We start from the raw sequence: 16658 nt of genomic DNA on the forward strand, positions 1-16658 counted from the left end.
CCGTCTGCCGCGTCTGCCGCGCCTGGTGCTGCTGGCCGCACTGGCCAGCCTGGCCGCCTGCCGTACCGTAGGCCCGGACTACGCCGTGCCGGACGCTTCGGCCTTCAAGCGTCCGCAGGCCAATGCGGCCTTCCTCGACACCGGCAACCCACAGGTCACCGCCGATGCACCGCTGCCCGCCCGCTGGTGGTCGCTCTACCGCGATGCCGTACTGGACGGTCTGGTCGAACAGGCACTGGCCGGCAATGTGGAGCTGAAGGCCGCCGATGCACACCTGCGCCGTGCCGCTGCGATGTACGAACAGGCGCTGGATGCCGGGGGGTTCGAGTATGAGGCCGACGCCGGCGCCAGCCGCGCCCAGCTCTCGGCCGAGTCATTCCTGCTGGAGCACACGCTGCCGCCGATCAACCTGGCCGACGGCAGGTTCGCGGTGAGCTACCAGCTGGACCTGTTCGGCAAGCTCAAGCGCGGCGCCGAGGCCGCGCGCGCCGACGAACAGGCCGTGGCGGCAGCGCGCGACCTGGCCCGGATCACCGTGGTGGCCGAGGTCGCCGACAACTATCTGGCCATCTGCCATGCCAACCACGAGCTGCACGTGGCCAACCAGTCGCTGCAGCTGCAGCAGCGCAGTCGTGAAATCACCCAGCGGCTGATCGCCGCCGGCCGCGGCACCGCCCCGGACCTGGCCCGCGCCAATGCGCAGGTGGCCCAGCTGCAGGCCGCGCTGCCGCCGTTGCAGGCGCAGCGCCAGGCAGCCGCCCACGCGCTGGCTGCACTGCTGGGGCAGACCCCCGGCCAGCTGCCGGCCGGGGTGGTCGACTGTGCGCAGGCGCCCGCACTGGCGCAGGCGCTGCCGGTGGGCGATGGGCGTGCCCTGCTGCAGCGTCGCCCGGACGTGCGCCAGGCCGAGCGCCGGCTGGCCGCGGCCACCGCGCGGATCGGCGTGGCCACCGCCGAGCTGTACCCGGACATCCGCTTTGGCGCCTCGGTCGGCGCGGCCGGCCTGCTGGCCGACTTCGGCGAACCGCTGACCCAGCAATGGTCGTTCGGTCCGCTGGTGTCCTGGACCCTGCCCTCCTCCGGCAGCCGGGCGCGCATCCGCGCGACCGAAGCCGGTGCCGACGCCGCGCTGGCCGAGTTCGACCACACCGTGCTGCAGGCCCTGCGCGAAACCCAGACCGCGCTGGACCGCTATGCGCAGGACCTGCGCCGGCTGCAGGCGCTGCAGGTGGCGCAGCAGCAGGCAGCCCTGGCCGCCGAGCAGAACCGTCGGCTGTACCAGGGCGGGCGTACCCCGTTTCTGGCCAGCCTGGATGCCGACCGCAGCCTGGCCGGCAGTGAGGCCACGCTGGCCGCCGCGCAGGCGCAGGTCTCCCGCGACCAGATCCACCTGTTCCTGGTGCTGGGCGGCGGCTGGGAAGACGCCGGTGCCGCCAACGCACCGGCCACGGCAGGCAGGTGAACCATGCACCCCCTGCTTGACCGCCAAGGCTGGCTGTTTTCGATCAAGACCTACCTGGCGTCGATCACCGCGCTGTACATCGGCCTGGCCGGCAACCTGCCGCGCCCGTACTGGGCGATGGCCACGGTCTACATCGTCAGCCAACCGCTGCTTGGCCCGACCCGGGCCAAGGGCCTCTACCGCATTGTCGGCACGCTGCTGGCCGGTGCGGCCACCCTGCTGATGCTGCCGCATCTGGTGGAAACCCCGCTGCTGCTCAGCGCGGTGATGTCGCTGTGGCTGGCCGGCTGCCTGTTCCTGGCCCTGCTCAACCGTGGCCCACGCGGCTATGCGTTTCTGCTGGCCGGCTATACCGCCGCGTTCATCGGCTTCCCGGCGGTCACCTCACCGGAGACGATTTTCGACACCGTGGTCGCGCGCAGCGAGGAGATCATCCTCGGCACGGTGGTGGCGGTGCTGTTTGCCGCACTGCTGCTGCCGGCCTCGGTGCGGCCGATGCTCAACACCCGCATCGGCAACTGGATGCGCGATGCCGCGCAGTGGTGCCGCGGGATTCTTGAACATGGCCAGGCCCATGCACCGCGCAACCGGCTGGCCGCAGACCTGGTGCAGTTCGAAGCATTGATCGAATTCCTGCGCCGCGACGACCCGCGTCATGCTGGCGCAGCCGTGTCGATGCAGCGCCTGCGCGAGCGCATGTTGCTGCTGCTGCCGGTGCTGTCCTCCATCGCCGACCGCCTGGCGGCGTTGCGCGCCAGCGGCCAGGCCCTGCCGGAAGGTCTGCCGACGCTGATCGATGACATCGGCCAGTGGCTGGGTGGCGAACAGGCCGACGATCGACACCGGCACGCGGCGCTGCATGCCCGGCTGAGTGCGCTCAAACCCCAGCTGGACAGCACGCTGGCCCACCTGCAACTGGCCAGCCTGCTGCTGCGCCTGGAAGAGCTGCTGGACCTGTGGCAGGACTGTCTGACCCTGCACCATGCCATCGAGCAGGGCACGGCGCCGCTGCAGCCAACGCATTATCGGATCCGTGCCGGCCGCAGCAACCGCGAGCACCGGCACGTCGACTACGGCATGGCACTGTTCTCGGCGCTCAGCGCTGGTGTGGCGCTGATGAGCTACTGCGTGCTGTGGATCGGGCTCGGCTGGGAGGGCGGCGGCAACGGCGCGATGATGGCCGCGGTCGCAGCCGCGTTCTTCGCCGCGCAGGATGATCCTGCGCCCAGCATGATGTCGTTCCTGCTGTGGGCGGTGGTGGCCAGCCTGGTCGCGGCGGTCTACCAGTTCGGCATCTTCCCCGCCGTGCATGAGTTCAGCCTGCTGGTGCTGGTGCTGGCGGTGGTGTTCCTGCCGCTGGGTGTGCTGCTCCACCATCCACGGAGCATGCTGTTCGCGCTGCCACTGACAGTGAACCTGGTGGCCCTGCTGAGTGTCCAGAACACCTACAGCGGCAACATCCAGGGGTTCGTCAATTCGGCCATTGCGATGTTCATCGGTATCGGGTTTGCGGTGGTGATGACCCGGCTGTTCCGCTCGGTAGGCGCCGAATGGACGGCGCGGCGGCTGGTGCGGCAAGGCTGGAGCACGCTGGCCGAAGCCGCCGAGGGGCGCGGCCAGCAGGACCGTCAGCGCTTCGCGGCGCGCATGCTCGACCTGCTGGGGCTGCTCGCACCACGGCTGGCGGCGACACCGGAAGGCAGCGACATCGCCTCGGTGGACATGCTCACCGAGGCCCGCGTAGGGCTCAACATCCTGCAGTTGCGGCGTGCACGGCTGGAGCTGCCGGCGCGCAGCCGCGAAGCCGTTGAGCAGATCCTGCAGGCGGTGGCCGACCACTACCGCCGCCAGGTAGCGGCGCGGCGCCCCTTGGCCGGTGAGGACACCCTGCGCGAGCGGCTGGATCTGTCGCTGGGACGCGTGGGTCAGGTGACCGCCAGCAAGGCGCGCGACGAAGCGCTGATGGGCCTGGTCGGCCTGCGCTCGGCGTTGTTTCCCACCGTCCCGGGCGCGTGACGCGACGCTCGGGCAGGTGACCACCGCTGGTCGTCACACCGGCGCAGACGCGCCCAGCCGCCAGGCCAGTCCCCCCAGGCGGCTGGCATGGCGGGCCAGCGCTTTTTCCAGCACCGGGGCACTGGCGGCCAGATGCAGCCGCTGCCGCGCGCGGGTCAGGCCGGTATAGACCAGCTCGCGCGACAGCACCCGGCTGTCCTGCCGCGGCAGCTGCAGCCACACCTCATCGAACTCCGAGCCCTGCGCCTTGTGCACCGTCATCGCGAACGCACTCTCATGCGCGGGCAACGCCGCGGGATGGAAAGCACGCGGCTGGCCGGCATCCTCGCCGGCAAACCAGGCCAGCATCGCGCCCTGTCCGTCGCGCAGACAGATGCCGATATCGCCATTGAACAGCCGGTGCCGGTAACTGTTCTCGGTCACCAGCAGCAGGCGGCCCTGGAAGTAACCGGCGGTGGCACCTGCCAGCAGGCCTTCGATGCGGCTGTTCAGGCCACGCGCGCCCTGCGGCCCCTCGCGCAGGGCAGTGAGCACACGCAGGCGTCCGGCCTGCTGCAGCGCCTGGGCCGGATCGTCGGCCTCGGCCAGCGCGCGCCAGTGGGCGAGCAGGTACTCACGATGGCTGCCGAGCGGGTCGGCCTGGTTTTCGTGGAAGCTGACACCGGCCAGCGTACCGTCCCGCAGCAGATGCAGCGCGCACGCCTGGTCGCCTGCGCGCACTGCCTCGGCCAGCGGGGCCAGCGCCAGTGCATCGCTTTGCCGGTAGCCCTTCTGCAGCTGCACGCGGCGGCCGGCAAAAGCGGTGGGCGGCGCCGCAGGCTGCAGGGCCGCTGCAGCCAGCACGCCCTGCAGCGCGTGTGCATCATCGCTGCGGGTGCCCTCGCCGTCGCCACTCGCGCGCAGGATCGCCGAGAGCACGTCGCCGGCCTCCACCGAGGGCAGCTGGTCCGGGTCGCCCAGCAGGATGAGCCGGGTACCTGCAGCGATCGCATCGACCAGCTTGGCCATCAGCGGCAGGTCGATCATCGATGCCTCGTCCACTACCACCGCGTCATACGGCAGCGGGTTGTCAGCATGGTGGCGGAACCGGGGCGAATCGGGAATCACGCCGAGCAGGCGATGCAGCGTGGTGCCACTGGTGGGCAGCGCATGGGTCAGCGCCGGTTCGATGCCCTCCTGCTGCAGCCGTTGCACGGCAAGGCGCAGGCTTTCGGCCATGCGTTCGGCGGCGCGTCCGGTGGGCGCGGCCAGTGCGATACGCGGCGCCGGCCCGCCGTTCTGCGCTGCCTGCGCGACCAGCAGCAACAACAGCCGCGCGATGGTCGTCGTCTTGCCGGTGCCGGGGCCCCCGGTGACCAGCGCCAACGGGTGGCGCAGGGCGACCGCCGCAGCACGGGCCTGATGATCCACGCTGCTGGCCGCCTGCGGAAACAGCTGCGCGAACAGGGCTGCAAGCCCGGCCAGGTCGATGCCCTGCAGCGGGTGGCGACCGATGCGCTGCAGTCCTTCGGCCAGGCCGCGCTCGTATTCGCGGTAGCGACGCAGGTAGAGCAGGCCGTTTTCCAGCACCAGCGGCGCGTCCACCGCCACAGTGGCAGGGTCTTCGGGGCAGTCCACCCACGGCGAGCTGGCCAGCTGCTGCAACCATGTGCCCGGCTCTGGCCAGGCGATATCGCTTTCGATCAGGCGGCCGGGCTGCGCCGGATCAAAACCCGCATGGCCCTGTGATACCGCCAGCGATGCCAGCGCCGCACCGAGTTTCACCGCATCCGGCGTGTCCGGTCGCAGCCGACCGAGGCTGTGCGCCAGTGCGTGGTCCAGGGTGCGGACCTGGCCACCGTGCAACAGCGCGTCGAGCACGTTCATGCAGCACCTCCAAGGGCACGCTCGGCCAGCTCGGCCTGCGCCTGGCGTCCGCCGGCGAACAGCGCATCCAGTGCGTCCACCAGCGCTGCTTCGAAACGCTGCGCGTGCACGCCGTTGCCATGGCTGTCCAGTCCACGGCAGAACAGATAACGGATGCCCCCCATGTCACGCTCATAGTCGTAGGCAGCGCCGAGGCGGAAGCGCAGCCAGCGGTGCAGCGCCACGGTGTAGATCAGCGCCTGCAGGTCGTATTCGCTGTGGCGCATGGCGGCGTCCAGCAGCTCATCGCTGTACCCGGGCAAGCGGTTGGACTTGTAGTCGAGCACGTACCAGCGCCCGCCGCGCACGTAGGTCAGGTCGATCTTGCCGGTCATCAGGCCCTCCAGCTGGCGACGCAGGCCGAAGCCGCGCCGGCTGAGCGCGATGCCATGCGCATGCAGCACATCAAGCAGCGCCGGCACCGAGGTGGCGGCGATGGCGAAGTGGAACTCGATCTCCGCCCGCCGCTGCTCGGCCGGCACGCTGCACAGCGCGCCGCCCTCGGGCAATGACACGGTCAGTGTGTTGCCGACCAGCGGCACCAGCGTCGCCACCCCGTCTTCAAGGTCGACGTCGGCATAGCCTTCAGCGCGCAGCGCATCGCGCAGCACCTGCGCCTGTCCCTCCGGCGCGGGATCGCCCGGCTGCCACCCGCTCCACAGCGCAAAATCAGTGTTTTCCAGTGCCTCGTGCAGCACATTGCCGAAGCGGCTGCCCATGAAGCGCGGGTCAATGAGGCTGCGGTCTTCGGCGCCCGGCGCTGGTGCGGCCGGTTCCAGCGGCAGCTCGGCACCGGCGGGCTCATCGGCGGCCGGCGCCGGCAGCTCGGTGGCGGCAGCCTCAACGTCGTTTCCAGCATCGGCCTGGGCCAGCTGAGTGAAGCTGTAAACCCACCAGTCGTGCGCCACCCGTCGGCTCACCTGGCGCGCCGGCGGCAGCGGGCCTTCCGCTTCGGCAGGCAGAAGCGGCGGGATCGCAGCCAATGGGCCCTCCTCCACCACCACATCCGCGTTGTCGGCCCACTCATCCAATGCGCCGAGCAAGGGTGCCAGGCGCGAGCGGGTCAGTCCGGCCAGATCGCCCACGGCGATCCACAACGCGTGTTCCGCGCGGGTCAGGCCGACATAAAGCAGACGCGCATCCTCGGCGCGCTGCTCGGCCTCGCTGCAGCCGAGCACGTCTTTCCACCCGCTGTCTTCCTTGTCCAGCTTCCAGAACAGCTGGCGCTGCCCCTCGCGATGCACCGTGCAGTGCCGCGCGGTGCTCGGCGCATTGCCGTCGATGCCCACAAATGGCAGGTAGACCAGCGGGTACTCCAGGCCCTTGCTCTTGTGCAGGGTGATGATCTGCACCCGTCGCGCGTCCGATTCCAACCGCAGCAGCTGCTGTTCGTCGTTCTGATCGGCGTTGGCCATCTGCCCCTGCAGCCAGTCCAGCAGCCCATGCATGCCCAGTGCCTGGGTCGAGGCTTCCTGCAGCAGCTCGCCCAGCTGCAGGTAGTTGGTCAGGCGGCGCTCGCCGTCGAGCAGCGCCAACAGGCGTTCGGCGTGCGCCGCGCAGACTTCGGCGACCACCGCGAACGGGCCGCCGCGCTGCCAGCGTTCGCGCCAGTGCAGCAGCTGTGCCTGCAGCTGGCGCTGCAGGTCGCCCTCGCGTTCCATGCCGGCAATGCGGCTGGCCGGCTGGCCAAGCAGCACGGTGGCCATCGCCGCGCGCAGGCGGCTTTCGTCGGCAGGCTGCAGCAGCGCCAGCAGCAGGGTGCGCAGGTCGCGGGCTTCGGCGGTGGCATACAGGCTCTGCTTGCCGGCGGCCACGGCCGGGATGCCCACCGCGGCCAACGCGGCCTGCATCATCGTAGCCTCACGGTGCGAGCGCACCAGTACCGCAATGTCACCGGGTACCACCGCGCGTCCGCGCAGCACGGCCTGGCCACGGCGCGCGTCGCTGAGCACCGCGTGGATGGCCGCCACGCAGGCGCGGGTGGCCTCCAGGCGCGAACGATCGGCATTGAATGCCTTGTCGCCGTCGCTGCGCAGCACGCGCAGCGTCAGCGCCGGAGCCGGCGACCCATCACGCAGGTAGTCCTCGTCGGTACGCACGCCGCCCGGCTGCACCGGTTCAAAGCGGATGTCGCCTTCCAGGAACGCAGCGTCGCCCGCATTGGCGTACAGCGCCTCGACCGCGCGCAGCACCGCAGGGCGCGAGCGGAAGTTGGCGCCCAGCATCGGTGCCTTGTCGGCCTGCTGCTTGGCGTTGAGGTAGGTATGGATATCGCCACCACGGAATCCGTAGATGGCCTGCTTCGGATCGCCGATCAGGAACAGCGCCGGTTCCAGCCCCAGTGCACGCACGTCGTCGGAGTCGCCGAACACGGTCTGGAAGATGCCCCACTGACGATCATCGGTGTCCTGGAACTCGTCCACCAGCGCGATGCGGTACTGGGCGCGCAGCTGCTTGACCAGGGTCTGCCGGTGCTCGCCTTCCAGCGCCTGGGCCACCCCATCGATGAGGTCATCGTAGGTCTGCACGCGGCGCACCCGCTTGAGCTGCTGCAGGCGCTGCAGGGCCTGGCCCCGCAATGCGTGGAGAAATACCAGCGCACTGCCGCGCAGCCACGCCGCATGCTGCTCCAGCCGCTGCAGGTAGTCGTGCAGTGGCGCCTGCAGCGGCGAGGAGGGCGTGCGATCAACAAACTTCTTGTTGGTCCTGGCGGCCAGCGCGTCAGGCAGCAGCGCAGGCAGGTAAGCGCTCTGCAGCAGCACGTCGGCTTCGTCACGCTCTGCCCAGTCCTGCAGCTGCTGGCACAGCGGCTGCAGCCAGCCCAGCTTGTAGGACACGCCATTGAGCCAGCGTTGTTCGACGGCCTCACACAGCGCACCGAAGAACGCCTCACCGTCGCGGCGGATCGCCTGCGCCAGCGCGGTGGCGGCCTGGCGCAGTGCCGGGCGCGGGTCCTCGGGCGCGGTCGCCGGCAGCGGCGGCAGCAACGGCAACGGCTTGAGCAGCGCGCGCAGGTCGCCAGCCAGCGCGGCCGGGTCTTTCCACAGCCAGGTGAGCGGTTCCAGCGTGGCCGGGTCGTTGGCGTGCACGCGCCACAGGTCAGCGGCCAGTTCCTCCAGCAGCTCGCGGTCGCTGGCCAACAGCTCGGGGGGATCGAAGGTGTGGCCGCTCTCCAGTGCATGCTCGCGCAGCACGCGCGTGCAGAAACCGTGGATGGTGAAGATCGAAGCGAGGTCGATTTCATCGGCGGCCACCTGCAGGCGGCGCTGCAGTGCCGCGCTGCTCTCGGTGCCGGCCTGCAGATGCCGCTGCAGGATCTGCCGGGTCAGCTGCGCGTCGGCGCCTTCGTCCTCGACGGCCGTCTGGTCGAGCAGCCGCGCCGCCAGCGCCAGACGTTCGCGGATGCGCTTGCGCAGCTCCTGGGTAGCGGCATCGGTAAACGTCACCGCCAGCACCTGGCCGATGCGCAGGCCCTGCTCCACCACCAGCCGGGTGAACAAGGTGGCCAGCGTGAAGGTCTTGCCGGTACCGGCGCTGGCCTCGATCAGCCGGGTCCCGCCCAGCGGCAGATCCAGATAGGGGTTGCCAGTGCTGTTCATTGCCGTGCTCCCGAAGCGGCCGCAGGGTCCAGCGCGCGACCTTCGCGCACTGCGGTGAAGACGGCCAGGCTGGTCTGCAGCAGCTCGGCGTAGTGCCCTTCATCGGCGAAGGGGTCGGCGCCGCGCAGCACCAGCTGCCATGCCTCGCTCTGCCCTTCGCCCCAGCTGCGCTCGCTGCCATGCCAGCGCTTCCAGCCTTCGCTGCGCTGTTTTTCGCCGCTGTGGGTATACAGCGTCCAGCCGGTATACGGGGCAAAGCGCAGCGGTTGCCGCAGCCCCTGCGCGCGCAGCTGCAGCAGCAGGCGCAGCGCGGCACGCGCATCGGCCTGCGACGGCGGTGCCAGCACATGCGGCCCCACGCCATCGCCGCTCTGGTGGAACTGCACCAGCGGCAGCGCATCGCCGGCCGCGTTGGCCAGCAACCAGTCCAGGCCGTGGGTGATGGCCGCATTGCCGTTGAGTTCGCCAATGCGCAGGCGCACCAGCCCCTGCGGATGACGGTCGTGCACGCGCCCCTGCAGGCGCAGACCGTCGATGTCCACCTCGTAGCGGCGGCTCTCCAGCGCGGTGTCCCCCAGCCACTGCTGCAGCGCCTCGGCATAGGGCCTGGCCAGAGCGCGCTGGTGCTCGAACTGGCGTTCACCCAAGGCGCCGGACGGTACCAGCGCGCGTGCGCGCAGGCGCGGGTACAAGGCCTGCGTGTCGCCCTGCAGGGTGGCCTGCACCACAGCCTGCTGCACGCGACGCTGCTCGGGCCCACGCTCGCCCAGCACCAGCGGCTCAAGATCCTGGCCGGTCTCGACCGCATCGGCCAGCCGCAGGCCCAGCGCCTGGGTGAGGAACTGCCCGGCCGGATCAAGCAGGAAGCGGCGCAGCGCCTCCAGCGCCAGATCCGATGCCGGGGACGATGCGGGCTCCGGCAACACGCCGTCGAACCACGGCTGCAGCTGCGCACGCTGGCCACCGAGGCTGCCGGCCGCCGGATGCCATTGCCTGCGGTAGCTGAAGCGGCGCGCATCGCCGTCGCCAAAGGCGGCCGGCGAGAACGGCTGCAGCGCATGGCGCACGGTGAACGCCTGGCGGGCGGCCGCAGCGTCGTGGTGATAGGCGGCGGCCGCTTCAATCAGCTCGCTGACCAGCACCGACGGCTCGCGGTCGCTGCCGTCGCGCGGGTCGGCGCCCAGATAACTGAGGTAGAACACATCCTGCGCGGCGGCGAACAGCTGCAGGAACAGGAAACGGTCGTCTTCGCGCGTGGAGCGGTCACCCCGGCGGCGGCGCGGCGTATCCAGTTCGGCGGTGAGCTGGTTCAGGCCGGCAGCCGGGTCGCGACGCGGGAAATCGCCGTCATTCAGACCGAGAACGCAGATGACCCGGAACGGCAGCAGACGCATCGGCACCATGCGGCCGAAGCTGATGCCGCCGGTCAGCAGCGGCGCACGGGTATCGGCCTCGGCCAGCGCGCCGCTGAAATGCGCGCGTACCACCTCGGCCGGTACACCGTCGACAAACCCGGCGTTGGCGGCATCCTTGGCGAACTGATTGATCAGCTTTCGCAAGCGCTCAAGGGCACGCTGGCTGTTGGGCGCGCTGGGCGGTGTGGGCAGCAGGGCCTGCAGCAGACCCAGCAGGCGGCTGCGCCATTGATCCGGCGGCAGGGTCTGGCCAAGCCGCTGCTGGTACACCGCCAGTACCCGCAGCAGACGCAGCAGGCGGTCCAGCGCGTCCACCGCCCCGCCCTCCAGCCCGGTCCACGGCGCCACCCCGGCGATGTCGCCGTCGCTGCCACTGGCGTGGCCGAGCAGCAGCCGGTCCAGCGCGAACTGCCAGGTGAAGGCATCGTCGGCCGGTGCCTGATGCTGGTCGCGGTGGCTGGCATTGAGCCCCCAGCGCGCGCCGGCCTGCTGCAGCCAGGCGTGCAGGCGGTCGAAGTCGGCGGCCTCCAGGCCCGCGGCCTCGGCCAGCGGGGCGCTGGCCAGCAGGTCGAGGATCTCGTTGAGGCCAAAGCGCGACACCGGCAGGCCCAGCAGATGCACGAACACATCGGCCAGCGGCTCGCCGGCCAACGGGCTGGTATCGGCCAACGCGTAGGGAATATGGTCGGGGTCGCCGCCGCGGCCACCGAACACCGCTTCGAGGTAGGGCACGTAGGGGTCGATGTCCGGCGCCAGCACCGCGATGTCGCGCGCCTGCAGCGGCGGGTCGAAGCGCGGGTCCTGCAGCAGGCCACGCAGCTGGTCATGCAGCACCTGCAGTTCGCGCAGCCGGGTATGGCAGGCGTGCACCTGCAGACTGGGGTCGTCCGCGCGCACGGCAGCGCGCAGCGCACCGGAAGGTTGGCCACGGCGGTGGAACAGGTCGCGCTGCAGACGGTGCAGCAGGCTGTCGGAGAGCCCGCCCTGGTCCAGCGTCGGCCGCTCATCCTGCTCGGGATCGGCATAGGCTGCGATCTCACCGGCCGGGTGCACGACCTCGTAGCTGCCCAGCACCGCCATGAAGTCGCGGCCTGCCGCGCCCCAGGCTTCCAGCAGGCGGTTCTCGCCGGCCGCCGCGCCGAACGGGTCCGGTGCGCCGCTGCGCAGGCGCTCGCCCAGCGTCTGCAGGTCGCCCCAGTACGACTGCACCGGCGTGGGCAGGTAGAAATGCAGTTCGCCCACGCGCGCCTGCGTGGCCAGCACGCGCAGTACGTCCGGAGAGATGTTCAGCGTGGCAAAGGCTGACAGACGCGGCGGCAGGCCCTGCGGCAGTGGCCTGCCCGCGCCCTCGAAGCGGTCCAGGTAGTCCTGGATGCGGCGCGCACGGTAGGGCTGGTCGCGCGCCACGTAGCGCCACAGAATCGCCTGCGGATCGTTCGGGTCGGCGCCGGCGTCCCAGCGCAGCAGCCAGTCGCGGCGCCAGGCCTGGTATTTCTCGAACACCGACGCCAGCTCCGCCGCCAGCGCCCAGGGTTTGAGCGGATCGCCGCTGGACAGATAGGTGGCCAGCGCGCGCAGCGGCGGCTGGGCCATCAGCTCCGGGTCGCGCAGCGCCGCATACAGCCGCCAGCGCAGGCCTTCGGCGTCCAGATCGCGGTCCTGCCCGTCCACATTGGCGTTCAATGCGCGGGCGACGAACTCGCCGGGAGTGAGAAACTCCAGGTTGGCCGCCACGCCGTACTCGGCCGCCAGCGTCGACTGCAGCCAGCGCCGCATCGCCACCTGCGGAATCAGGATGGTCTCCGGCGCCAGCAGCGGCTGGCCGGGCATCGGGTGACGCAGGTGGCGCGCCAGCAGGGCCGCCAGCACGTCCAGCGAATTGGAATGGTAGAGGCGGAAGTCGCTGTGGGGATCGCTCATCCCGCACAGTGTGCCGCAGACACCTCCCGAATGAATGGCCGGGCACGCCGGATTGTTCCGGCGCGTATCTGCATTGTCCCGCACGCGTGTGTCAGCCGCATGCGACAATACTGCACGGTCCAGTTCGCTTTTGTTCAGCGGACAGTCCTGATCCTGCAACGTTGGAAAATCGTTAATGGTGCCCATGCCGGCTTCCGCGACCAATCTGGTGCAGTTGTCCAACGTCCGCATCGAGCGTGGCGGTCGGGCGATCCTGCGCGACGTTTCGCTGCAGGTTCCGCAGGGCAGCATCACCGCGGTACTGGGCCCCTCCGGCAGTGGCAAGTCGACCCTGCTGGCGGCGCTGACCGGGGAGCTGCGTCCGGTGGCCGGCGCGATCACCCTGTTCGGCAAACCCATTCCCACCGGCTCGGCCGAACTGCGCCAGATGCGTCGCAGTGTGGGCGTGCTGCTGCAGGGCAATGGCCTGCTGACCGACCTCACCGTTGCCGAGAACGTGGGCCTGCCGCTGCGCACCCACACGCGGCTGCCGATACCGGTGCGCGAGCGTCTGGTGCAGATGAAGCTGCACGCGGTCGGTCTGCTTGCCGCTGCCGATGCCTGGCCGCGCGAACTCTCCGGTGGCATGGCGCGGCGCGTGGCGCTGGCCCGTGCACTGGCGCTGGACCCGCCGCTGATGATCTACGACGAGCCGTTGACCGGGCTCGACCCGATCGCCTCGGGGGTGATCATGAGCCTGATCCAGCGCTTGAACCACAGCCTGGGCCTGACCAGCATCATCGTCAGCCACCACGTCCACGAGACCCTGCCGATCTGCGACCAGGTGATCGCCATCGCCAATGGCGGCATCGTCTTCCAGGGCAGCCCGCAGGCACTGCAGGACAGCACCGATCCGCTGCTGCAGCAGTTCCTGCAGGGTCAGCCTGACGGTCCGATCCCCTTCGATGCCGCGCCCCGGGCGGGGAGTGTCTGATGCCCTTCATCCAAGCCACCCGCTCGCTCGGCCGCGCCGGTCTGTTCTCGCTGACCGTGCTGCGCGGTTCGCTGCCCACCGCGGATTTTCTTGCCGAGCTGACCCGCGAGATCTACAAGATCGGCGCCCGGTCACTGCCGATCATCGCCGTCGGCGGCGCATTCGTCGGCCTGGTGCTGACGCTGCAGGGCTACCGCACGCTGACCACGTTCGGCGCCGCCGACGCGCTGTCCACGCTGCTGGGGCTGTCGCTGTACCGTGAGCTGGCCCCGGTACTGACCGCGCTGCTGTTCATCGGCCGGGCCGGCAGCTCGATCGCCGCCGAACTGGGACTGATGCGTGCCACCGACCAGATCAAGGCGCTGGAGCTGATGGCCATCGACCCGGTGGCCAAGGCGGTGGCGCCGCGCTTCTGGGCAGCGGTGCTGACCGTGCCGCTGCTGACCGGCGTGTTCTGCTCGCTGGCCATCACCGCCAGCTACTTCGAGGCCGTGCACGTGCTGGGCCTGGACAACGGCGTGTTCTGGTCGGCCTTGCGCAACAGCGTCGACTTCTGGGACGACTTCGGCGTTTCGCTGCTGAAATCGGCGATTTTCGGTGGTACCGCTGCCCTGGTGGCCTCGTACGTCGGCTTCCATGCCGAGCCGACCATCGAAGGGACCTCGGTGGCCACCACGCGTGCGGTCGTCAATGCTTCGCTGCTGGTGCTGATGTTCAATTTCGTGCTGTCGGCCCTGATGTTCCAGTAAGCACCCGCCCGCAGCGGGTGTGCATGACCGCTACGACACGTTCGTCCTGGCCTGGCCGGGACACCTGACAGAAAAAGTGAGACATCCCATGGCCATCCGCGGTCCAAGACTAGAGTTTTCCGTCGGCGCATTCCTGCTGCTGGCACTGGCGTCCCTGATGGTGCTGGCAGTGGCCTCCACCAACCAGCGCTGGGGCCTGGGCGGCGACGGCTATGAGCTGAAGGCACGTTTCAGCCAGATCGGGCAGCTGCGCAAGCAGGCGCCGGTGAAGGTCGGTGGCGTGACCATCGGCCAGGTTGCCAGCATCGATCTGGACCCGGTCAAGTTCGACTCGATCATCACCCTGCGCATCGACGGCAAGTTCAAGGACCTGCCGGCTGACACCTCCGCCGGCATATTCACCAGCGGTTTGCTTGGCGAGAGCTATATCGGGCTGCAACCGGGCGGAGATCCGGACGTGCTCAAGGCCGGTGACGAAATCGTCTTCACCCAACCGGCGGTGGACCTGATCCAGCTGGTTGGCAAATACATGTTCAGTGGCGGCGGTGCCGGCGGTGCTGCAGCCCAGCCTGAGCAATCCCACGATGGCGCCGCCGCGCCCGCAATGGAACCGCAACCATGAAAATGAAACTGCTTCCGGCCGTCCTGGCCTCGCTGATGATCGCCACCACGCCGCTGCTGGCCAACGCCCAGAGCGCACCGGCGCCCGCCGCTGCGGCGCAGGGCCAGGCCGGCAAGAGCGTGCTCGACGCCAGCACCCGCATCCTGACCACCCTGCAGCAGCGCAAGAGCGAGTTCAGCAGCAACCCGCAGGCCCTGCGCAGCTACATCGATGGCGAACTCAACCGCACCTTCGACCGTGACTACGCCGCCCGCCTGGTGCTGGGTACCCATGCCCGTGGCGCCGCCGATGCGGACATCAAGCTGTTCGCCGATGCCATGGCCGACAACCTGATGCAGCGCTACGGTTCGGCCCTGCTCACCATCCAGGGTCGCCCCAGCTTCCGCCTGAAGGGTGAAACCCCGCTGCCGGGCAACCGCGGCGTGCGCGTGAGCACCGAACTGGTCCGCTCGGGCAGCGAGTCCACGCCGGTGGATTACCTGATGCGCAACGTCGGTGGCCAGTGGAAGATCTTCGACGTCACCATCGAAGGCATTTCCTACGTGCAGACCTTCCGCAACCAGTTCGATGCGCCGCTGCGTCAGAAGGGCATCAAGCAGGTGGCCACCGAACTGCGCAGTGGCTCCATGCAGGCCGCACCGACCGGCAATGGCAAGTAACAGCTTCCGCCTGGAGCACGGCATCCTGCTGCTGCAGGGTGCCCTGGACCGCGATGCGGTCACCGCACTGTGGCCCCGGCTGCAGCCGGTGCTCGGCCAGCTGCACGGCGTGGACCTGACTGCGGTCAGCCAGGTCGACAGCGCCGGGGTGGCCCTGCTGGCCGAACTGGCGGCCCGCGCCCGATCGCAGGGACAGGCGCTGGTGGTGACCGGCGCACCGTCTGGACTGGATGAGTTGTCTGCTGCCTACCGTCTGGGTACCGACCTGGATTTCACCGCCTCAACTGCCGCGAGCTGACATGAACGTCCTACGCACCCTCCCCTTGATCGCCCTGGCGGCCATGCTCAGCGCCTGCGCGGGAAAACCCGTGCGCGATGCGGCGCCCGTCGCCAGCGCGACCGTCGTTGATACCAGCCCGGTGGTCGACATCGATCATGTGCCGCCAGCCGACGCCGCGCAGCCCGCAGCAGCTGCACCTGCACCGGCAGGCGCGGTGCCTGTGGAAGCGGCCGATGCCGCGCAGGATCCGGTGGCGGACAGCACCGAAGACGACTTCGACGCCCTCTACGGCAGCAGCACGAACACCGCTGCGGACGCAGCGATCTACGATCCGTGGGAAGGCTTCAACCGCCGCGTGCACCGCTTCAACATGGCGGTGGACACCGCCGTGGCGCGTCCGCTGGCCACCGCGTACACCAACGTCGTGCCGCGTTTCGCGCGCACCGGCGTGAGCAATTTCTTCAGCAACCTGCGTTCACCGGTGACCATCGCCAACCAGCTGCTGCAGGGCCGCCCGGACGACGCCTGGAACACCCTGGGCCGCTTCCTGATGAACAGCACGCTGGGCATCGGCGGGCTGTTCGACCCGGCCAGCAAGGCCCGGGTGGACAATCGTCGCGAAGACTTCGGGCAGACGCTCGGTGCCTGGGGCTGGCGGCAGTCGCGGTATGTGGAGCTGCCGTTCTTCGGCCCGCGCACCGTGCGCGATGTGTTCGGCCTGGCCGGCGACATCCCGCTCTCGCCGATCCGCACGATCGAGGAAGACAAGGTCCGCATCGGCCTGCAGGGCCTGCAGCTGGTGGACACGCGCGCACAGCTGATGGCGCTTGATGACATCCGCGACAGCGCGGTGGACGAGTACGCCCTGACCCGCGATGCCTGGCTGCAGCGGCGCAACTATCAGATCCAGAACGACCTGCGCGGCAAGCACGAGCGCGGTGGCGACGAGCACGACGCTCCGATCCCGGTCGACGCGATGCCGATGCCGAACTTCGGCAACTGATCGCTGTGGTTCCTGGCTGAAAAGAAACCCCGCCTTGGCGGGGTTTCTCGTTTTC

11 protein-coding genes are annotated in these 16658 nt (G+C 69.7%); 8 read left to right on the top strand and 3 right to left on the bottom strand.

The annotated features are described in order from the left end of the window. Positions 1–4 precede the first annotated feature (4 nt). Positions 5–1462, top strand: coding sequence for an efflux transporter outer membrane subunit (locus RZA67_RS00075; protein ID WP_317213761.1), 1458 nt, complete (start codon positions 5–7; stop codon positions 1460–1462). A gap of 3 nt (positions 1463–1465) precedes the next feature. Then, positions 1466–3478, top strand: coding sequence for an FUSC family protein (locus RZA67_RS00080; protein WP_317210485.1), 2013 nt, complete (start codon positions 1466–1468; stop codon positions 3476–3478). Between the two features lie 33 nt (positions 3479–3511). Here RZA67_RS00080 and recD read toward each other — a convergent pair whose 3' ends face one another. The 3 genes from recD to recC are packed head-to-tail and all read right to left on the bottom strand — an operon-like array spanning position 3512 to position 12317. After that, positions 3512–5344, bottom strand: coding sequence for an exodeoxyribonuclease V subunit alpha (gene recD, locus RZA67_RS00085; protein WP_317210486.1), 1833 nt, complete (start codon positions 5342–5344; stop codon positions 3512–3514). Continuing rightward, a complete protein-coding gene (recB, locus tag RZA67_RS00090) occupies positions 5341–8982 on the bottom strand; it encodes an exodeoxyribonuclease V subunit beta (protein WP_317210487.1) in 3642 nt (1213 codons plus the stop codon). Before recB ends, recD begins: the two co-directional genes overlap by 4 nt. Beyond that, entirely contained in the window at positions 8979–12317 is a 3339-nt protein-coding gene (gene recC / locus RZA67_RS00095) for an exodeoxyribonuclease V subunit gamma (protein ID WP_317210488.1), read from the bottom strand. The genes recB and recC overlap by 4 nt, the downstream gene beginning before the upstream one ends. A gap of 184 nt (positions 12318–12501) precedes the next feature. Here recC and RZA67_RS00100 point away from each other — a divergent pair, with 184 nt between their 5' ends. From RZA67_RS00100 to RZA67_RS00125, 6 genes are all read left to right on the top strand, one after another. Next, a complete protein-coding gene (locus RZA67_RS00100; protein WP_317210489.1) occupies positions 12502–13290 on the top strand; it encodes an ATP-binding cassette domain-containing protein in 789 nt (262 codons plus the stop codon). Continuing rightward, positions 13290–14039, top strand: coding sequence for an MlaE family lipid ABC transporter permease subunit (locus tag RZA67_RS00105; protein ID WP_317210490.1), 750 nt, complete (start codon positions 13290–13292; stop codon positions 14037–14039). The genes RZA67_RS00100 and RZA67_RS00105 overlap by 1 nt, the downstream gene beginning before the upstream one ends. A gap of 88 nt (positions 14040–14127) precedes the next feature. Beyond that, positions 14128–14661 (top strand): outer membrane lipid asymmetry maintenance protein MlaD, encoded by a 534-nt coding sequence (gene mlaD / locus RZA67_RS00110; protein WP_317210491.1) that lies wholly within the window; start codon positions 14128–14130, stop codon positions 14659–14661. After that, on the top strand, positions 14658–15320 hold the full coding sequence (locus RZA67_RS00115) for an ABC transporter substrate-binding protein (RefSeq protein WP_317210492.1): 663 nt from the start codon (positions 14658–14660) through the stop codon (positions 15318–15320). Before mlaD ends, RZA67_RS00115 begins: the two co-directional genes overlap by 4 nt. After that, positions 15310–15618 (top strand): STAS domain-containing protein, encoded by a 309-nt coding sequence (locus tag RZA67_RS00120; RefSeq protein WP_317210493.1) that lies wholly within the window; start codon positions 15310–15312, stop codon positions 15616–15618. The genes RZA67_RS00115 and RZA67_RS00120 overlap by 11 nt, the downstream gene beginning before the upstream one ends. Position 15619: 1 nt before the next feature. After that, positions 15620–16603, top strand: coding sequence for a VacJ family lipoprotein (locus RZA67_RS00125; protein ID WP_317210494.1), 984 nt, complete (start codon positions 15620–15622; stop codon positions 16601–16603). The last annotated feature ends 55 nt before the right edge of the window (positions 16604–16658 follow it).

Source organism: Stenotrophomonas sp. C3(2023), from assembly GCF_032911385.1.
GTDB lineage: Bacteria > Pseudomonadota > Gammaproteobacteria > Xanthomonadales > Xanthomonadaceae > Stenotrophomonas.